The 19,026-nt window shown below is 64.6% G+C and carries 19 protein-coding genes; 10 read left to right on the top strand and 9 right to left on the bottom strand.

The genetic code is table 11. The annotated features are described in order from the left end of the window. Window positions 1-153: 153 nt before the first annotated feature. Entirely contained in the window at window positions 154-1,206 is a 1,053-nt protein-coding gene (locus F6X39_RS13760) for an NADP(H)-dependent aldo-keto reductase (RefSeq protein WP_187616986.1), read from the top strand. A 95-nt stretch (window positions 1,207-1,301) separates the two neighbouring features. On the opposite strand, the gene F6X39_RS13755 is transcribed toward F6X39_RS13760, so the two are convergent. Beyond that, on the bottom strand, window positions 1,302-2,726 hold the full coding sequence (locus F6X39_RS13755) for a M20 family metallopeptidase (RefSeq protein WP_187616985.1): 1,425 nt from the start codon (window positions 2,724-2,726) through the stop codon (window positions 1,302-1,304). Between the two features lie 255 nt (window positions 2,727-2,981). On the opposite strand from F6X39_RS13755, the gene F6X39_RS13750 reads away from it, so the two are divergent. Together F6X39_RS13750 and F6X39_RS13745 are read left to right on the top strand one after the other, a co-directional pair. Further along, the gene (locus tag F6X39_RS13750; protein ID WP_187616984.1) at window positions 2,982-3,965 is read left to right on the top strand and encodes a LysR family transcriptional regulator; all 984 of its coding nucleotides are present in this window, start codon (window positions 2,982-2,984) and stop codon (window positions 3,963-3,965) included. A gap of 280 nt (window positions 3,966-4,245) precedes the next feature. Next, entirely contained in the window at window positions 4,246-4,668 is a 423-nt protein-coding gene (locus F6X39_RS13745) for a hypothetical protein (protein ID WP_090804526.1), read from the top strand. Window positions 4,669-4,760: 92 nt separating this feature from the next. On the opposite strand, the gene F6X39_RS13740 is transcribed toward F6X39_RS13745, so the two are convergent. Continuing rightward, complete coding sequence (locus F6X39_RS13740) at window positions 4,761-5,588, bottom strand: ABC transporter permease (protein WP_187616983.1); 828 nt, start codon at window positions 5,586-5,588, stop codon at window positions 4,761-4,763. Window positions 5,589-5,607: 19 nt separating this feature from the next. After that, window positions 5,608-6,522, bottom strand: a complete 915-nt coding sequence (nodI, locus tag F6X39_RS13735; protein ID WP_187616982.1) for a nodulation factor ABC transporter ATP-binding protein NodI — start codon at window positions 6,520-6,522, stop codon at window positions 5,608-5,610. A gap of 430 nt (window positions 6,523-6,952) precedes the next feature. Between nodI and F6X39_RS13730 the strand changes: the two genes are divergently transcribed. Next, window positions 6,953-7,420 (top strand): universal stress protein, encoded by a 468-nt coding sequence (locus F6X39_RS13730; protein ID WP_018418191.1) that lies wholly within the window; start codon window positions 6,953-6,955, stop codon window positions 7,418-7,420. 118 nt (window positions 7,421-7,538) lie between these two features. Here F6X39_RS13730 and F6X39_RS13725 read toward each other — a convergent pair whose 3' ends face one another. The 3 genes from F6X39_RS13725 to lexA all read right to left on the bottom strand — a co-directional run bounded on the left by F6X39_RS13725 (window position 7,539) and on the right by lexA (window position 9,373). Next, window positions 7,539-8,156 carry a DUF2939 domain-containing protein gene (locus tag F6X39_RS13725; RefSeq protein ID WP_184043954.1) on the bottom strand — a complete coding sequence of 206 codons (618 nt, stop codon included), beginning with the start codon at window positions 8,154-8,156 and terminating at the stop codon, window positions 7,539-7,541. Between the two features lie 119 nt (window positions 8,157-8,275). Further along, a complete protein-coding gene (locus F6X39_RS13720; protein WP_184043952.1) occupies window positions 8,276-8,620 on the bottom strand; it encodes a hypothetical protein in 345 nt (114 codons plus the stop codon). Between the two features lie 102 nt (window positions 8,621-8,722). Beyond that, entirely contained in the window at window positions 8,723-9,373 is a 651-nt protein-coding gene (gene lexA, locus F6X39_RS13715) for a transcriptional repressor LexA (protein ID WP_184029221.1), read from the bottom strand. Window positions 9,374-9,684: 311 nt separating this feature from the next. On the opposite strand from lexA, the gene F6X39_RS13710 reads away from it, so the two are divergent. The 6 genes from F6X39_RS13710 to F6X39_RS13685 all read left to right on the top strand — a co-directional run bounded on the left by F6X39_RS13710 (window position 9,685) and on the right by F6X39_RS13685 (window position 16,122). Beyond that, window positions 9,685-10,731, top strand: a complete 1,047-nt coding sequence (locus F6X39_RS13710) for a sulfate ABC transporter substrate-binding protein (RefSeq protein ID WP_187616981.1) — start codon at window positions 9,685-9,687, stop codon at window positions 10,729-10,731. A 161-nt stretch (window positions 10,732-10,892) separates the two neighbouring features. Next, window positions 10,893-11,789 (top strand): sulfate ABC transporter permease subunit CysT, encoded by an 897-nt coding sequence (gene cysT, locus F6X39_RS13705; protein ID WP_184029216.1) that lies wholly within the window; start codon window positions 10,893-10,895, stop codon window positions 11,787-11,789. Beyond that, a complete protein-coding gene (gene cysW / locus F6X39_RS13700) occupies window positions 11,786-12,793 on the top strand; it encodes a sulfate ABC transporter permease subunit CysW (RefSeq protein ID WP_187616980.1) in 1,008 nt (335 codons plus the stop codon). The genes cysT and cysW overlap by 4 nt, the downstream gene beginning before the upstream one ends. Next, window positions 12,794-13,852: a sulfate/molybdate ABC transporter ATP-binding protein gene (locus F6X39_RS13695; protein ID WP_184064820.1), complete on the top strand. Its 1,059-nt coding sequence runs from the start codon at window positions 12,794-12,796 to the stop codon at window positions 13,850-13,852. 118 nt (window positions 13,853-13,970) lie between these two features. Further along, window positions 13,971-14,897 (top strand): CysB family HTH-type transcriptional regulator, encoded by a 927-nt coding sequence (locus F6X39_RS13690; RefSeq protein WP_184064823.1) that lies wholly within the window; start codon window positions 13,971-13,973, stop codon window positions 14,895-14,897. A gap of 178 nt (window positions 14,898-15,075) precedes the next feature. Beyond that, entirely contained in the window at window positions 15,076-16,122 is a 1,047-nt protein-coding gene (locus F6X39_RS13685; RefSeq protein ID WP_187616979.1) for an asparaginase, read from the top strand. A 259-nt stretch (window positions 16,123-16,381) separates the two neighbouring features. Here the strand turns inward: F6X39_RS13685 and F6X39_RS13680 are convergent, their stop codons facing one another. The 3 genes from F6X39_RS13680 to F6X39_RS13670 form a co-directional block, all read right to left on the bottom strand. After that, window positions 16,382-17,293: a 2-hydroxy-3-oxopropionate reductase gene (locus F6X39_RS13680; RefSeq protein WP_187616978.1), complete on the bottom strand. Its 912-nt coding sequence runs from the start codon at window positions 17,291-17,293 to the stop codon at window positions 16,382-16,384. Window positions 17,294-17,365: 72 nt separating this feature from the next. Then, window positions 17,366-18,175, bottom strand: coding sequence for a 2-oxo-tetronate isomerase (otnI, locus tag F6X39_RS13675; RefSeq protein WP_187616977.1), 810 nt, complete (start codon window positions 18,173-18,175; stop codon window positions 17,366-17,368). A gap of 129 nt (window positions 18,176-18,304) precedes the next feature. After that, a partial coding sequence (locus F6X39_RS13670; RefSeq protein WP_262414700.1) for a thiamine pyrophosphate-dependent enzyme occupies window positions 18,305-19,026 on the bottom strand: 722 nt, incomplete at its 5' end.

The following is a 19,026-nucleotide window of genomic DNA, read 5'->3' as shown; positions in this document are numbered from 1 at the left end:
ATGAAACGCGCATCGAGAGCGCAAAGCGCGCAACGCGCAAGCACCCGGCGGCGCGCTGCAACGCATGGCCCCGCATTCTAGCCTTGCTGCAGGTAATGCGTCGGCGTGGTAACGTCTGCGCTTTCCGTTCACCTCTTCAACAGGACAAGTTAGATGGAATACCGCAGACTCGGCGACTCCGACGTGCAGGTTAGCCTGATTGGTCTCGGCACGATGACGTGGGGCGAGCAGAACACCGAGCAGGAAGCGCACGCGCAGATCGACTACGCGCTCGATCACGGCGTGAACCTGATCGACACCGCGGAAATGTATCCGGTGCCGCCGCGCGCCGAAACGCAAGGCTCGACGGAGCGCTACATCGGCACGTGGCTCGCGCAGCACAAGAGCGCGCGCGAGAAGATCGTGCTCGCCACCAAGATCGCGGGCCCCGCGCGTCAGCCGCACAATCCGCGTCATATTCGCGGCGAGGGCAACCAGTTCGATCGCAAGAACCTGACCGAGGCGCTCAACGACAGCCTCGAACGTCTGCAAACGGACTACGTCGATCTGTATCAGCTGCACTGGCCCGATCGCAGCACGATGACGTTCGGCCGTCCGTCGTATCCGTGGGTCGACGACGCGTACACGGTGCCGATCGAGGAAACGCTGACGGTACTCGCCGAATTCGTGAAGGCTGGCAAGGTGCGCCATATCGGCGTGTCGAACGAAACGCCGTGGGGCGTCGCGCAGTTTCTGCACGCGGCCGAAAGACTCGGCTTGCCGCGCATCGTTAGCATCCAGAATCCGTACAGCCTGTTGAACCGCACGTACGAAGTGGGTCTGTCCGAGTACGCGCATCGCGACAACATCGGTCTGCTCGCGTATTCACCGCTCGCGTTCGGCTGGCTGTCGGGCAAGTACGAAGGCGGCGCGCGTCCTGCCGGCGCGCGCATCACGCTGTTCGAGCGCTTCCAGCGCTATAGCAAGCCGCAAGCCGTGCAGGCGACCACGCGTTACGTCGAGCTCGCGAAGCGCCACGGCATGACCCCCGCGCAATTCGCGCTCGCGTTCGTCAATAGCCGGCCGTTCGTGACCAGCAATCTGATCGGCGCGACCTCGCTCGAACAATTGAAGGAAAACATCGCCAGCGCGGACGTGAAGCTGTCGCCGGAAGTGCTGGCGGAAATCGACAGGCTGCACGAGCTGCAGCCGAATCCGGCGCCTTGATGTCGAGGTAAGCGCGACGCGCTTGCCGCGGTGGCCCCGGTCGATTGCCGGGGCGGCCGCGCAAGGCGCAGCGAATCACTCGGCGTCGGCCGAACTCAACCCGCGGCCTTTGCCGTGTCCACCGTCTCGCGCTTCGCCGCAAGCGGCGAATTCTCGCCGAGATCCCAGAACAGTCCCGCCATCATCTGCAGGCCCTCGCGCACCACCGGAGCCAGAAGGTGCTCGTTCGGCGCATGCTGCGAGCAGGCCGGATAAGAATGCGGCACCCAGATCGTCGGCAGACCGAGCGTGTCGGCGAATACCTCGTTCGGCAGCGTGCCGCCGAGATTCGGCAGCAGCGCTGTCTTCTTGCCGGTGGTCGCTTCGAGCGACGCGATCGCCCACGTGACCCACGGATCGTCGGGATCCAGCCGCGTGGCTGGCGCGCCGCGTTCGACGTCGATTTCGACCAGCTGAAAACCGTGCGCATCGAGATGCGCGCGCAGATGCTTGCCGAGGTTTTCCCAATCGGTGCCGACCACGAAACGCAACTGGCAGACCGCGAACGCCGACGGCGGAATCGCGTTGACCGGGTTCTCCGGATTACCCGCCTTGAAGGCCAGCACTTCGAAGCTGTTCCAGCCGAACACGCGCTCGGGCGCGGAAAGACCCGGCTCGCCCCAGTTGTCATCGACGGTGGGGTCGCCCGGACCATTGCCCACCGTGATGTCGGCAAGTGCGCGGCGCACGGCCTCGGGGATCGGCGGCGGACGCAGGCCGTCGACTGCGATCACGCCGCGCGCATCGACGAGACTCGCGAGCGCGTTGGCGAGCACCGTCGCCGGATTGCGCAGCAAGCCGCCCCAGTTGCCCGAGTGATGCGCGCCGTCGCGCAGGTTCAGCGACAGCCTGAAATTGACCGCGCCGCGCGAGCCGAGAAACACGGTCGGACGACGCGCTGCGAGACGCGGACCGTCGGAGGCGATCAGCACGTCGGCGGCGAGTTCGTCGCGATGCGCATGGCAGATTGCGTCGAGCCCCGGTGAGCCGGTTTCCTCACCCATCTCGATCAACAGCTTCGTGTTGAAGCCGAGTTTGCCGTCGCGCGCGGCGAGCGTGCTCGCGAGCGCGGCGAGGTTGATCGAGTGCTGGCCTTTGTTGTCGGCGGTGCCGCGACCGAACCAGCGCTCGCCTTCCACGGTCACCGCCCACGGCGTCAGCGGCGCGCGCCACTGGCTGTCGTAGCCGCGCACGACGTCGCCGTGGCCGTAGATCAGCACGGTCGGCAGATGATCGCCTTCGTGACGGTTGGCAATCAGGAACGGACCGAAGCCATCGACCGGGTTATCGACGATGCGCGTGCTGAAGCCGAGGCGCTCCGCTTCGGGCTGGATTGCGTCGGTCAGATACGACAGCAGCAGTGCGCCGCGATCGCTTTCCTGGCTTTCGGTGCGAAAACCGACGCGACGGTTCAGATCGGCGAGAAAAGCGCCGGATTCGAAGTGCCGGGTGGCAAGCTCGATGGCCTGGTTGCGGCTCATGTCGATGTCTCCGATGCGGGGGATGGGTGAAGGGGCGGAGGGCCGCGAGGCTCGATGGCTCGATGCTCGGCGCGGCGTTCAGGCGAATCGCCTGCAACGTCATTGCGACCGATTCTAGAAGCGCGCCATTTTTGTCACAATGATCATGTTTCGAAGCTTGCCTTGCCGGAAAAGCAAAGCGTCGCGCGTCGGCTCGAACCGCGGCACCCGCCCACCCATGGCACCGTTGCAACTGATTCGATCGAGGCGTCCAGGATGGCACGTTCACTGCATGGCATCGCGTTGCGTTATTTCGTCGAAGTCGCGCGCGGCGGCTCGCTGAGCGACGCGTCCGAGCGGCTGCACGTCGCGGTGTCGGCGATCAGCCGGCAAATCGTGCGGCTCGAAAGCGAGCTCGGCGTGACGCTGTTCGAGCGGCGTCCGCGCGGCATGACGCTGTCCGAGGCCGGTGAGCGGCTGCTTGCGTACGCGCAACGCAGCCTGCTCGAAGCCGAGCACGTGATGAAAGAGATTAGCGGCCTCGCGAGCTTGCACGGCAGCCGGATCAAGATCGCGACCGCCGAGGGTTTTGCGGTCGACTTCCTGCCCGCCGCGATTGCGGATTTCCGCGCCGAGCACCCCGGCATCGATTTCACGCTGACCGTGATGTCGCCGGCCGACGCCACTCGCCACGTGCGCGACGGCGACGTCGATATCGCGCTGTCGTTCAGCCTCGCGCCGGAGAAGGGCGTGAAGGTCGAGCACACCGAACGCGCGCCGGTGTTCGTGCTGCTGCGCGCCGATCATCCCCTTGCGGCGCGCGCGAAACTGTCGCTCGCCGAGGTGAGTCGCTATCCGCTCGTGTTGTCGGAGACGGGCACCACGATTCGCCAGTTGATCGACATCACGTGCGCGCTCGAAGGCATCCTCCTCGAGCCGGACCTGATCTGCAACAACAGCGGCGCGAGTTATCGCTACGCGCAGCGGTCCGGCGCGATCATGTTCACGGGGCTGCTGTCGGTGCGCGACCGCTATGCCAACGACGGCTTCGTCGTGATTCCGCTCACCGACCCGCAGATGCGCCAGCGCAGCATCCAGGTGCAGACGATGGCGGGGCGCGAGTTGCCCCCGTCGGTGCGCACGTTTCGCGACCATCTGATCGCGCGGATCGCGGATGCGAAGCCGGCTGGGGCGCAGGCTTCGAAGGTCACCGGTGGACGCGGTAAACGTACACCGCGGCGCCCGCGAGCCGATGCATGAAATGCGACACATGCCCCGCACTAAACGGCAAATGTTCGCCCGGAATCCGAATCACGACCTAAACTGTGGTGGACGGCAAGGACGGCCCTGAGAAAACGACCCAGATGGTGCGCGCCACGATCAGAGGAAACGCGGAACAATGACAGTCGAACCGCGGACCTGCCGCCCAGCCCGCGATGCTGCAATGCACACAAGCGGCAATAGATGGACCCAAATAGAAAGGCGGCGCGTCGTCCCGATGGCGCGTTGCCCACGACAGAGCGATAGGACCAACACAGCCATGGCGCAACAGAAAACCAATCCAAAACTCGAGCAGGCTCTCACGCGCGGTGATCTCGCGATCCGTCAGGCGAACTCGGCGCGGGCGACCGCCTTGTTGCGTGCGCTCGCCAAGATGATCGTCGATGCGTCGGCGACCATCGGCGTGGAAGCCTTCACGCTGATTCACGACGGCGACAAGATCTACGATCCCGCCGATGGTCTATGGCCACAGGCGCTGCTGATTTCGCTCGACGGTCCGGTCGAGGACGCCGATCCCGACGAATTGCGCACGGTGCGGCTGATCGCGGATGATCCGGTCACCGTGTTCCGGGTGGAATGGCAGCGCGCCGATGGCAAGATCGGGCGTCACGAGGGCGGCCCGTTCGCGACGGTCGCGTTCATCTCCGACGTCGACATTCCGTGGACCGATGACGAGGACTGAGCGCGCACAACGATAGCAAACACGCCGTGCGACGACCGACGCGGCGTCGTCTTGCGCGGGTGCAGGCGCAACGCGCCGCCCGCGCGTTCGGCTTACTTCATCATGCGACGCCGAAACAGGATCGCCGACACGATGAAGCCGCCGACCGCGTAAGCGGCCAGCACGCTCACATGGAGCGCCGCGTGCTCCATCGGCCGACCGAGCATCGCCGGGCGCATCAGATCGACCGCATTGGCGAGCGGCAGCGCGGCAGTCACCGCTTGCGCGGCGCCGGGCAGTTGCGAGATCGGAAAGAACACGCCGGAGAGCAGCAGCATCGGCGTGAGCACGAGCGTCTGATAGAACATGAAAAAGTCGTATGACGGCGCGAGCGCCGTCACGATCATCGCGAGGCTCGCGAACGCGAGACCGGCCAGCACGATGACCGGCAGCGCGAGCAGCATCGACGGAAAACTCGCATAGCCGAGCGCGCCCGCCACCAGCATGATCGCCACACCCGACAACACCGCTTTGCTGGCGGCCCACACCACCTCGCCGAGCACGATATCGCCGAGCGTGAGCGGCGTATGCATGATCGCCTCCCACGTGCGCTGCACGTGCATGCGCGAAAAGCCCGAATACATCGACTCGAAGCTCGCCGACATCATCACGCTCGACGCCACCGTGCCCGCCGCGAGGAACGAGATATACGACACGCCGTCGACGTGCCCGACCATCAGCCCGAGCCCGAGGCCGAGACCGAACAGATAGATCATCGGATCGGCGAAGTTGCCGAACATCGACGCGATCGCGAGCTTTTTCCACACCAGGTAATTGCGGCGCCACACCGCGATCCAGTTCGTGGCATTGGCGGGGAAGGCGCCGAACGGCTCTTGCGCCGATGGCGTGCCGTCGTGGGTTTCGTAAGTACGAGCGTCCATCAAGTGTCTCGCTATGGGTTCAGTCCTGCATTTCGCGACCGGTGAGCCGCAGAAACACATCCTCGAGATTCGCCGGCCGATGCAGATAGCGCAAATCGGCGCGCTGCTTGAGGCGCATATGCACGGGCTGCGCGTCGTTCACATAACAGAACAGTGTCTCGCCGCTGATCTCGGTGCGCTCGGCGAGCGGCGCGAGTTCGTCGCGCAACGCAACCGGATCGGGGCCGTAGATCTCGATCACGTCGCAACCGATCTCGGACTCGATCAACTCGCGCGGCGCGCCTTCGGCGATCTTGCGGCCTTCCTCGATCACGCACAGTCGATGACAGAGCCGTTCGGCTTCTTCCATAAAGTGCGTGGTCAGCAGAATGGTCTTGCCGCGCACGAGCAGCGAGCGCAGCCGCTCCCAGATCAGATGGCGCGCTTGCGGATCGAGACCGGTGGTCGGCTCGTCCATGATCAGCACGTCGGGATCGTTGATCAGCGCGCGCGCGAGCGTGAGGCGCCGCTTCATGCCGCCCGACAGTTCGCTCACGCGCGCGTCCGCCTTGTTCTCGAGGCGAGCGAATTCGAGCAGACCCGGCACCGCCGCGCGACACTGCGCGGCGCTCAGACCGAAGTAGCGACCGAATACGAGCAGATTTTCGCGCACCGTGAAATCGGGATCGAGGTTGTCGAACTGCGGCACCACGCCGACGCGCGAGCGCGCGAGGCGCGCGCGGCCCGGGATCGGCTCGTCGCACAGCCGGATCGCGCCGGCGTCGGGCGCCGCAATGCCGAGCAGCATGCGCAATGTCGTGGTCTTACCGGCGCCGTTGGGGCCGAGCAGCCCGAAGCATTCGCCGGTGTTCACATGAAACGACAATCCGTCGACGACCGTTTTTTCGCCGTAGCTTTTCCTGACCTGATGGAATTCGATGGGGGCGGTGGGCATGGCTCGAGCAAGGCTCCGGAAAAACACACAACGTACGCGCAAGACACACAACATACCTGCGATGCACGCATTGCGCACGCGAAGCCGCTTACTCCAGGTTTCGGATCGCTGATGCGAGCGGGTGTCCGGGAACGCGTCATGCGTGGGGTGCGATGCGCTCGTCGGTGTCGATTGGCGCCGCTGATTGGCGGTGGCACGACTGGCACGACTGGCACGTCAACCGGCCCGCAGTGTGTCGACGCAGCGTTCGCAAACGAAGTTTTGCATTGCGGCATCCGTGTGCAAACGCTGCGTCGGGTCGCCCAACGCTTGTGCAGACTGGATCGGCATGCACCGGGTATGCACTTAGCGTTTTCCATCCCTTGCAAGCCGAATTGCGGCGCACCATGATTGATTCAGACCGCGCTTTCCGCGCGAATGGAGAAAACAGATGGCGAGCTACCAGAAAATCCTGTTGTGCTACGACGGCTCGCGCGAAGGCCGCAAAGCCCTGCGTTGCGGTGCCGATCTGGCGTTGGAACTGAAGGCGGAAACGCATCTGCTGTCGGTCGTCGACATGCGTTCGAGCATCGCGCAGAGCGCGGGCCTGTTGACGGACGTCGCCTGCGGCAGCTTCGAAAAAACGGCCCGCGAGATTCTGCAGGAGGGCGTGAACTGGCTGACCGAGCGAGGCGTGAGCGCGCAAGGGCATTTCGCATTCGGTCATCCGATCGACGAGATCGCCAATCTTGCCAACGAGTTGCAGGTCGACCTCGTGGTGGTGGGTCATCGCTGCCGGACTGGTTTGTCGCGGTGGTGGATGGGGGCGGGCAACACGCCGCTGCTCGACCGCGTGTCGTGCAGCATTCTGGTGGCGTGCTCGTCCGCCCAGGAGCAGCAGCAGGCGGCTGCAGCGTAATAGGCTAATGAGGGACGCGAACTCGCGCGCCCCGTCATCTAGCCCAGATGTGAATAGACCTTGTCGCGTGGCCGGCCCCGCTGGCCAGCCACGCATCCCATCCGGCCAGGCTTCGATCTCACTCGTTCAGATTGATCGCCGCGAGCTTCCACGTGACCAGACCTTCGCGACGAAAGATTGCCGAATAGTTCGCGTTACCTTCGCCACGCCGGTACGTGATGACAAACTCGTTGAGACTGCGATAGCCGGCCGTGCTTTGACGCCCGGGCGGCGGTGCGCTTGCCTGCGTGGTGGTGTCGCCCGCGGCTGGTGCGGCCGGCGCTTCGCCGCCCGCGGCTGGCGGCGCGGACGGTTGCTCGCCCGGCGTGCCACGCGGCGGCATGCCGTTCAGCAGCGCCGCGACGCCGTCGGGTGTCGCATAGGCATCGACGAGCGGGCCGATCAGCGTCACGCCGATCACCGCGCCGATCGTGGCCATCTTGTTGCCGGCATCCGCCTCGAGCCGGCGTGTCAGCATGGCGCCCACCTGTTGCTTCAGGCTATCGCGTAGCGCGGGAAAGTCCACATACTGATTGACGGTTTGCACGTCACGCGCATCGGCGGCGCGTTTGAGATTGTTCACCGCGAGATACGGTGATGCATAAATAAAGCCCAGCGCGGCAATCACGATCACCACGATCAGCGTGATCAGCAGCGGCCGGGTGGCGCTGCCCTGTATGCGTTTCCGAATTGTCATCGAATGGGACTCCACGTCAGTGATGATCTAACGTCGAGCACGGCGAGGTCGGAACGATCCCATCCCACGCGAATCTCTGAACATCCGAAGTGCTTGTTGCATGCGTACTCAGGATTCGCTCAGGCTTCGAACACCGCGCCGTGCACGTTGGCTTCGTCGGCTATGCAACGATCGATCATACGGCATACGGCGTCGACCGTGCCGACCATGATCAGTCGCGACGGTCCGTGATAGACCCGCACCGGCGCGCGACGCGCGGGCTCGGCGATGTTCAGCGCCGAATTCAGCGACACGCGCGCGAACGCCGGCAACGACGACGGCAGACCGGAAGCTTCGGCAGCCGCGTCGAACAGCGACGGCGTGCGCGCAGCGGGCGCCTCGATTAGCGCGCAGGGCGTGAGCTTGCGCAGATGGCGCAGACGGCCGAACTGGCGAAAGGGCAACAGGCGGGCAAGGCGTTCCATGAGTCTCTCCAGGCGATTCGGCGTAGATGCGGGCGTAGATGCGGGCGTAAATGCGGCTTGGGTTGGACAAACCGGCGCAAGCGTTCCGGCGACAGCGAAAGATCAGAACTCGCTGGGGCGGATCAGCCCGACCGCGATCCCTTCGAGCGCGAAATCGGCGCTGCCGGATTCCACGAAGATGTTGTCGTAATCGGGGTTTTCGGCGATCAGTTCGATGCCGTTCGGCCGGCGCTTCAGACGTTTGACCGTTACGTCGTCGCCAAGCCGCGCAATGATGATCTGGCCGTCCTTCGCTTCGGTGCGCTTTTGCACCGCGAGCAGGTCGCCGTCGAGAATGCCCGCGTCGCGCATCGACAGGCCGCGCACCTTCAGCAGGTAGTCGGGCTTGCTCGAGAATAGCGCCGGGTCACACGCGTAGTGCTGCGAGATATGTTCCTGCGCGAGGATCGGGCTACCCGCCGCGACCCGGCCGATCAGCGGCAACGACAACTGCATCAGGCCCGCATGCGGCAGGGTGAACTGATACGGCGCGTCCTCCTGCCCGGACAGCAGGCGGATGCCGCGCGACGCGCCGGCCGCGAGTTCGATCACGCCCTTGCGCGCCAGCGCGCGCAGATGCTCTTCCGCGGAATTGGCCGAGCTGAACCCGAGTTCGGCGGCAATTTCCGCGCGAGTGGGCGGAAAGCCGGTGCGTTCGATCGCGCGGCGGATCAGATCGAAAACCTGCTGCTGTCGTGCGGTGAGTTTTGTCATGGCCACTGTATGTATGAACAGGTGACTGTATTTTTATACAGTATTCGGCGCATTTCAAGCTTTACTTTAAGTTCGGCGCAAGGGTCGCGTTGGGGCGTCGTTTATCGGCGACATGACGGCGTTGTCGGCGTCCCAACCGCCGGCGCATCTGTCGTTACCACTTTTGAGCATTAAAAAATGAAGAAACATTATTTTTAATAATGAAAGCGCTTCGATAGACTGGCCTCCGGTTGGCGCTCATGTGCACGTGACCGCGACGCAGAACAACACCAGACGCTCATCAGCGGACCATCACGCGGAGAAAAATTGAAATGAACCATCGGCATATGGGGCTTGCGGCTCGAACCAGAAAACTGATCGCGGCGCTCGCCGTCGGCGCGGCGGGTGCGCTCGGCATGTTGGGCGCAAGCGGCGTCGCGCACGCCGACACCACGCTGTTGAACGTGTCCTACGATCCGACGCGCGAGCTGTATCAGGACATCAATCAGGCATTCGGCAAGGAATGGAAGGCCAGGACCGGCGAAGCCGTCACCTTCAAGCAGTCGCACGGCGGCTCGGGCGCGCAGGCTCGCTCGGTGCTCGACGGACTGCAGGCCGACGTCGTGACGCTTGCGCTCGCCTATGACATCGACGCGCTCGCGAACAAGGGGCTCGTCGACAGGAACTGGCAAAAGCGTCTGCCGGACAACGCATCGCCGTACACGTCGACGATCGTGTTTCTGGTGCGCAAGGGCAACCCGAAGCACATCAAGGATTGGGACGATCTGGTGAAACCGGGCGTGTCGATCGTGACGCCGAATCCGAAGACCTCGGGCGGCGCGCGCTGGAATTATCTGGCCGCGTGGGCGTACGCCGAGCATCAACCGGGCGGCAACGACCAGAAGGCCAGGGAGTTCGTCGGCAAGCTGTACAGGAACGCCGGCGTGCTCGATTCGGGCGCGCGCGGCGCGACCACGAGCTTCGTGCAGCGCGGTATCGGCGACGTGCTGATCGCGTGGGAAAACGAGGCGTTCCTGTCGCTGAAGGAGTTTGGTCCGGACAAGTTCGAGATCGTGGTGCCGTCGGTGAGCATTCTGGCCGAGCCGCCGGTCGCGGTGGTCGACAAGGTCGTCGACAAACACGGCACGCGCAAGCTGGCCGAAGCGTATCTGAACTTCCTGTATAGCGAGCAAGGTCAGGAGATCGCCGCGCGCAATTTCTATCGTCCGCGTTCCACCAAGGTGCCCGCCGATCTGACCGCGAAGTTTCCGAAGCTGAAGCTGTACACGATCGACGATTCGTTCGGCGGTTGGACCAACGCGCAGAAGACCCATTTCGCGGACGGCGGCGTGTTCGATTCGATTTATCAGCCGCAGTAAGAACCACCGCCTGAATCACAGCCAGGGGCAAAAGGGCGCGCCCAATGGGCGCGCTTTCGGCTAACCGGGGTCCCGGTGGCCAGCAGTGCGGCAGTACCGCAGTACGGCAGCACGGCAAAACGAACAACCGCGCGAGCATCAACCATGAACGAGTATCCAGCATGACCACGTTGACCTTCCGCAAGCCGAGCGCATTGCCCGGTTTTGGCCTGACACTCGGCATCACGGTGGCTTATCTGAGCCTCGTGGTGCTGATTCCATTGGCGGCGACCTTTCTGAAAACCGCGACGCTCGACTGGGATCAGTTCGTGCGCGCGGTCACGTCGCCGCGTGTGCTCGCGTCGTATCGGCTGACGTTTTTCTCGGCGCTAGGCGGCGCGCTGATCAACGCGGTGTTCGGCTTTCTCGTCGCGTGGGTGCTGGTGCGCTACACGTTTCCGTTCAAGCGTATCGTCGATGCGGTCGTCGATCTGCCGTTCGCGTTGCCCACCTCGGTGGCGGGCATTTCGCTAGCGGCCGTGTATGCGGGCAACGGCTGGATCGGCCAGTTCCTCGCGCCGCTCGGCATCAAGATCGCGTTCACGCCGGCGGGCGTGCTGGTCGCGCTGACGTTCATCGGCCTGCCGTTCGTCGTGCGCACGGTGCAACCGGTGCTCGAGGAGTTCGAGCGCGAGCAGGAGGAGGCGGCCGCGTGTCTCGGCGCGTCGCGCTGGCTCACGTTTCGCCGCGTCGTGCTGCCGGCCGTGTTGCCGGCGCTGCTGACCGGCTTCGCGCTCGCCTTTGCGCGCGCGCTCGGCGAATACGGCTCGGTAATCTTCATCGCCGGCAATGTGCCGATGAAGTCGGAGATCACGTCGCTCCTGATCATCACGAAGCTCGAGCAATACGACTATGCGGGCGCGACGGCGCTCGCGGTCGTGATGCTGGTCGTGTCGTTCCTGATGCTGCTGTCGATCAACACGCTGCAGTGGTATCTGCAGCGGCGCACGAGCCGCGGCAAGACGGGATCGGCGCCAGTGGCCACGAGCGTCGCCGCTATCGGTGGAGGTGTGCAATGAGCCGCGTTCCGACCAATCCGGCGAGCGTGGCGCGTCGCCCCGATCCGGTCAGCGAGCCGGCGGTCGTGCGCTGGCTGCTGATCGGCCTCGCACTGCTGTTTCTCGCGCTGTTTCTGGCCGTGCCGCTCGCCGCGGTGTTCTACCAGGCGCTGAACAAGGGGCTGCGTTTTTACTTCGAAGCGCTCGCCGATCCGGATGCGCTGTCGGCGATCAAACTGACGCTGCTCACCGCGGCGATCGCGGTGCCGCTGAACCTCGTGTTCGGCCTCGCGGCGTCGTGGTGTATCGCGAAGTTCGAATTCCGCGGCAAGGCGCTGCTGACCACGTTGATCGATCTGCCGTTTTCGGTGTCGCCGGTGATCTCCGGTCTGATCTACGTGCTGATGTTCGGCGCGCAGGGCTGGTTCGGCCCGTGGCTCGAAGATCACGACGTGCAGATCATCTTCGCGGTGCCGGGCATCGTGCTCGCGACGATCTTCGTCACGTTCCCGTTCGTCGCGCGCGAGCTGATTCCGCTGATGCAGGCGCAGGGCAACGACGAGGAAGAAGCCGCGCACGTGCTCGGCGCATCGGGCTGGCAGACGTTTCGTCGCGTCACGCTGCCGAACGTCAAGTGGGGTCTGCTGTACGGCGTGATTCTATGTAATGCGCGCGCAATGGGCGAGTTCGGCGCGGTGTCGGTCGTGTCGGGCCATATTCGCGGGCAGACCGACACGATGCCGCTGCACGTCGAAATCCTCTACAACGAGTACAACTTCTCGGCCGCGTTCGCCGTGGCCTCGCTGCTCGCGCTGCTGGCGCTGGTTACGCTGGGGCTCAAGCTGTTGGCCGAGCGTCATATGTCGGCGGAACTGTCGGCGGCGCGCGAAGTGCCTGCGTATGCGGGGCCCGTGTCGCCGTCCGGCGCTTCGCAGGCCAATAGCGCGCAGTCCGCTTCGCATTCGTTTTTCGTCAACGCCACGCCTGCGTCGCAGCGACATCCGCTCAAGCAAGGAGAGCTGTAAATGGGTATCACCGTTCGTAACCTGCAAAAGCGCTTCGGCGATTTCGTCGCGCTCGACAACGTGTCGCTCGACTTTCCGCCGGGCGAACTCGTCGCGCTGCTCGGGCCGTCGGGTTGCGGTAAGACGACGTTGCTGCGTGTGATCGCCGGCCTCGAATATGCGGATGGCGGCCGGGTCGAGCTGCAAGGCCAGGATGTCGCGGCGGTCGGCGCGCGTGAGCGCGAGGTGGGTTTCGTGTTCCAGCACTACGCGCTGTTCCGGCATATGACGGTGTTCGAAAACGTCGCGTTCGGGCTGCGCGTGAAGCCGCGCAAGGAACGTCCGTCCGAGAAGGTGATTCGCGAGAAGGTGCATGAGTTGCTGAAGCTCGTGCAGCTCGACTGGCTCGCGCAGCGCTATCCGTCGGAGCTGTCCGGCGGCCAGCGCCAGCGCATCGCGCTCGCCCGTGCGTTGGCCGTGGAGCCGAAGGTGCTGTTGCTCGACGAGCCGTTCGGCGCGCTCGACGCGAAGGTGCGCAAGGAACTGCGCAGCTGGTTGCGTCGCCTGCACGACGATCTGCATATTTCGACGATCTTCGTCACGCACGATCAGGAAGAAGCGCTCGAAGTGGCGGACCGCATCGTCGTGCTCAATCGCGGGCATGTCGAGCAGGTCGGCAGCCCACAGGAGGTGTACGACCATCCGCAGACGCCGTTCGTCTACGAGTTTCTCGGCGCGGCGAACCGTCTGCATGGCAGCGTCGATGCGCAAGGCTTCGTCGTCGATGGCGCGGCGCTGCCGGTCGCGATCGCGGCGGGTTTTAGGGGCCCGGCGTTTGCCTATGTGCGGCCGCACGATCTGCAGTTGTATCCGCAGGCGGCGGGGCATCGCGAGGGCATTGTCGTCGACGTGCGGCGCGTGGTGACGCTCGGCGGTTCAGTGCGCGTCGAGCTCGCCGGTCGCGAGGGCAATTTGCTCGAAGCCGAACTCGATCGCGAAACGTGGCGTGATCTGCAACTCGCGGTGGGCGACGGCGTCACCGCGGTGCCGCGCGCGCTGCGGGTGTTTCCGGCGCAGTGAGATGGCGGCGCCGCTGTGCGGCGCTGTGGACAGGAGAGAACGTATCAGCCGTACCGCGTGGATCGGCTGGCATTTGCGGCTCCAATAACTCAACTCTGGCGGAACCGGAGACACAACGATGAATTTCCAGCAATTGCGCTTCGTGCGCGAAGCCGTGCGGCAGAACATGAACCTGACCGAAGCGGCGAACGTGCTCTACACCTCGCAGTCGGGCGTATCGAAGCAGATCAAGGATCTCGAGGACGAACTCGGGGTCGACATCTTCATCCGCCGCGGCAAGCGTCTGACCGGGCTCACCGAACCGGGCAAGGCCGTGCATCAGTTGATCGAGCGGATGCTGCTCGATGCGGAGAATCTGCGCCGCGTCGCTCGTCAGTACGCGGATCAGGACAGCGGCCACCTCGTCGTCGCGACCACCCACACGCAGGCACGCTACGCATTGCCGAAGGTGATTCGGCAGTTCACGTCGGTGTTCCCGAAAGTGCATCTGGCGCTGCGCCAGGGCAGCCCGCAGCAGATCGCGCAGATGATCATCAACGGCGAGGCGGATATCGGCATCTCGACCGAGGCGCTCGACCGTTTTCCCGACATCGTCACGTTCCCGTGCTATTCGTGGCATCACGTCGTGGTGGTGCCGAAGGATCATCCGCTCGTCGGCCGTGCGAATCTGACGCTCGACGAGATCGCCGAATTCCCGATCGTCACCTACGACCAGGACTTCACCGGCCGCTCGCATATCGATCAGGCGTTCGCGAAAGCGGGTGCGTTGCCCGACGTCGTGCTGACCGCGATCGACGCCGACGTGATCAAGACCTACGTCGAACTCGGCATGGGCATCGGCGTGGTCGCGGCAATGGCCTACGACCCGAAGCGCGACAGCGAACTCGTCGCGCTCGACACGCAGCATCTGTTCGAGGCGAGCACCACGCGTGTCGGCCTGCGCAAGGGGGCGTTCCTGCGCGCGTACGCCTATCGGTTGATCGAGATGTTCGCGCCGCAGTTGAGCGAGGCAGACATCGCGGCGCAGTTGCGCGAGGCGGCTTAGAGCCGCGAGCAGCTTAGGGTGGGACTCGCACCCGTCATCAATACGTGTGGTGATGAGTGCAATTGGGCACCGCATGAGATTTAAGCCCGCTCGCGCGTTGCGCACGCTCGCGCAAGCCGAACCCGCGTCCGGTCTTCCACACATGGCGACGCGAAGCGCATCGCTTACAATCGCCGCCATGAATACCCCGACTTCTCCCTCTCTCCCGATTCCCCCCGGCCATAGCACCGCGCCGACGCTGCCGCGCATCGCGGTGCTCGCGACCGGCGGCACGATCGCCGGCGCGGCCCCGGATGCGGCCAATACGTCGGGCTATCAGGCGGGCGTCGTCGGCGTCGATCAACTGCTCGCGGCGGTGCCGGCGTTGTCTACGGTCGCGCGAATCGCGCCCGAGCAGATCGCCAGCGTCGACAGCAAGGACATGTCGCTGCCGCTGTGGACCACGCTCGCGCAACGTATCAACGCGCTGCTCGCGACGGACGACGTCGACGGCGTGGTGGTCACGCACGGCACCGATACGCTCGAGGAAACCGCCTACCTGCTGCATCTGACCGTCAAGTCGGACAAGCCGGTCGTGTTGACCGCGGCGATGCGCCCAGCGTCGGCGCTGTCCGCCGACGGTCCGCTGAACCTGCTAAACGCGGTGACGGTCGCCGCGCACACGGCGGCACGCGGGCAGGGCGTGCTGGTCGCGTTCAACAACCGGATTCATAGCGCGCGCGACGTCGTGAAAACGAGCACGTATGCGGTCGATGCGTTCCAGTCGCCCGAAATCGGCGCGCTCGGCTGGGTGCAGGATGGCCGCGTCGAATTCCAGCGCGGCGTGGTGCGCGCGCATACGGTCGCGAGCGAATTCGCAATCGATGCGGCGTGGCCGCAGGTGGAGATCGTCCCGAGCTATGCGGGCGTGTCGCGGATCGCCATCGATGCGCTGGTCGCCGCGGATGTGCGTGGCATCGTGGTGGCGGGAACGGGCAATGGCTCGATCCACCAGTCGTTGCAGCAGGCACTGGCGGATGCCGCGTTGCGCGGCGTGGCGGTGGTGCGCTCGTCGCGCGTGGGTTCGGGGCATGTGATGCGCAACGGCGCGGCGGCCGACGATGCGCTCGGTTTCGTCAGCGCGGGATCGCTGAATCCGTACAAGGCGAGGGTGCTGCTGATGCTGGCGCTGGCCGCGGGCCACACTGCGCCGGCGGCGTTGCAGAAGGTGTTCGATACGTATTGATTGGCGAATCCGACAGCCGGACACCCGACGACGACGTCTGACCGACCAAGGCTTCCCCGTCACCGACGGGTGCCGCTGCGGACCCCACTTGCCGCTCTCAGCCCAGAGCGGCGCGATTTGCCCGTTACGCCGCGCCGGCAACCCAAGCTGCCGTGCAACGAACGGGCGCCCCACCTGTGTTCACCGTGACTTCGCCGATGCCGAAGCGGCAACCGGCGGAATCAACGGCGAGCTGAACTGAAGAGGAATCACGAAGACCTCAAGCCGCCTTCGCTTCCTCGCTATCCGGCGCCTGCGCGACCTCATGATTCGCCATGATTTCGAGCGCGCGCACCATCGCCGAGTGATCCCACGCCTTGCCGCCGTTCGCGGCGCAGACGCTGAACAGTTGCTGCGCGCTCGCGGTATGCGGCAGCGCGATGCCGAGCTTACGCGCGCCATCGAGCGCGAGATTCAAGTCCTTCTGATGCAGCTCGATGCGAAAGCCCGGATTGAACGTGCGCTTCGTCATGCGCTCGCCATGCACTTCGAGAATCCGCGACGACGCGAAGCCGCCCATCAGCGCGCGCCGGACCCGCTCTGGGTCGGCGCCCGAGCGCGACGCGAACAGCAGCGCTTCCGCGACCGCTTCGATGTTCAGCGCGACGATGATCTGATTCGCGACCTTGCAGGTCTGACCCGCGCCGTTGTCGCCGATCAGCGAGATGTTCTTGCCCATCAGCTCGAACAACGGCTTGGCCAGCGCAAAGGCTTTGTCGGGACCGCCGACCATGATCGTCAGCGACGCATCCCGCGCGCCGATTTCGCCGCCGGACACCGGCGCATCGAGATAGTCGACGCCGAGCGCGTTGATCTTCTTCGCGAAGGCTTGGGTGTCGAGCGGCGAGATCGAGCTCATGTCGATGACGAGCTTGCCTTTGGCGAGGCCGGCGGCGACGCCGTCGTCGGCGAACAGCACGTTGGCGACGTCCGGCGTGTCCGGCACCATGATGATGACGATGTCGGCGGCCTGCGCGACCGCGGTCGAACTGGCGACCACGCTCGTGCTCTTCGCGATGTCGTCCGGTACCGGATACGCGCCGTTCACGAACAGCGCGTGACCGCCCTTGATGAGGTTGCGCGCCATGTGCGCGCCCATGATGCCGAGTCCGATGAAGCCGATCTTTGCCATGTGTGTGAATCTCCAGGGTGATAGGGGGCGTGCGTTGAGGCTTCAGGGTTCAATCAGGAACCCCAAGGCGCCTCAAGCCGCCGCATGCGCCGCGCCGCGCGCCTGACCTGCCACGCTTTGCACCCAGCCGAGGCCGGCATCGGTCGTCGTGCGCGGCTTGTATTCGCAACCGACGTAGCCGTCGTAGCCGAGCGAGTCGAGCAGCGCGAACAGATACGGATAGTTGATCTCGCCGGTGCCCGGTTCGTGCCGCCCGGGGTTGTCCGCGAGCTGGATATGCGCGATCTGCGCGAGGTTCTTTTCGATCGTCGCCGCGAGTTCGCCTTCCATCCGCTGCATGTGATAGATGTCGTATTGCAGGAACAGATTGTCCGAGCCGACCTCGCGAATCACGTCGAGTCCATCGCGCGAACGGTTCAGCGCGAAGCCCGGAATGTCGTACGAGTTGCATGGCTCGACGAGCAGCCGGATGCCGGCCTTCTTGAGCTCGCGCGCGGCAAAGCGCAGGTTGTCGACGATCGTTGCGCGGGCGGTGTCGGCGTCGACGTTCGCGCCCGCAATGCCGACGAGGCAGTTCAATTGCGGCACCTTCAAGGCGCTTGCGTATTCGATCGCGCGGCCCACGCCTTCCTGAAACTCGGCGACCCGATCGGGCAGGCACGCGATGCCGCGTTCGCCGGCTTCCCAGTTGCCGGCCGGCAGGTTGTGCAGCACCAGCTTGAGGCGGTTCTGTTGCAGACGTTCGCTCAATTCGGCGATCGAATACGGATAGGGAAACAGGAATTCGACGGCATGAAAGCCGGCGTTGGCCGCTGCCGCGAAACGGTCGAGGAACGGCACTTCGTTGAACAGCATCGTCAGGTTCGCTGCGAATTTAGGCATGGTGCTTTTGTCTCTCAGGTCGGTCAGGGAGTGGCGCGCTGGTCTCGATGAGGGGAGGGCGCGGAGCATGAGCCCGGCCCTCGCGCATCGAGCGCGCTGAATGCTGCGAATACCGCGAAGACGCAACGCTCAATCGAGCAGGCTGATCGCCGTCGGCGCGTCCTCGCGCTTTTCCGCTAGTTCCTCGAACTCGTTGATGGCGTCGATCTCGGTGCCCATCGAGATGTTGGTCACGCGCTCGAGAATCACTTCGACGATCACCGGCACGTTGAACTCGGCGAGCATCGACTGCGCTTTTTGCAGCGCCGGCTTCAGCTCTTCGGGCTTGAACACGCGAATCGCCTTGCAGCCGAGACCTTCCGCGACGGCCACGTGATCGACGCCATAGCCGTTCATCTCCGGCGAGTTGATGTTCTCGAAGCCGAGCTGCACGCAGTAGTCCATTTCGAACGCGCGCTGCGCCTGGCGAATCAGCCCGAGGTACGAGTTGTTCACGACGACGTGCACGTACGGCAGCTTGAATTGCGCGCCGGCCGCGAGCTCCTCGATCATGAACTGGAAGTCGTAGTCGCCGGACAGCGCGACGATTGGCCGTTGCGGATCGGCAGCACGCACACCGAGCGCCGCCGGAATCGTCCAGCCGAGCGGGCCTGCCTGGCCGCAGTTGATCCAGTTGCGCGCCTTGTACACATGCAGGAATTGCGCGCCGGCGATCTGCGACAAACCGATCGTGCTCACGTAGCACGTGTCGCGGCCGAACACCTGGTTCATCTCTTCGTAGACGCGCTGAGGCTTCATCGGCACGTTGTCGAAGTGCGTCTTGCGCAGCATCGTGCGCTTGCGTTGCTGGC

Origin of the sequence: Paraburkholderia sp. UCT2, assembly GCF_014397665.1 — a bacterium.
Classification (GTDB): domain Bacteria; phylum Pseudomonadota; class Gammaproteobacteria; order Burkholderiales; family Burkholderiaceae; genus Paraburkholderia; species Paraburkholderia tuberum.
This window is presented reverse-complemented; position numbering and strand designations above follow the sequence as displayed.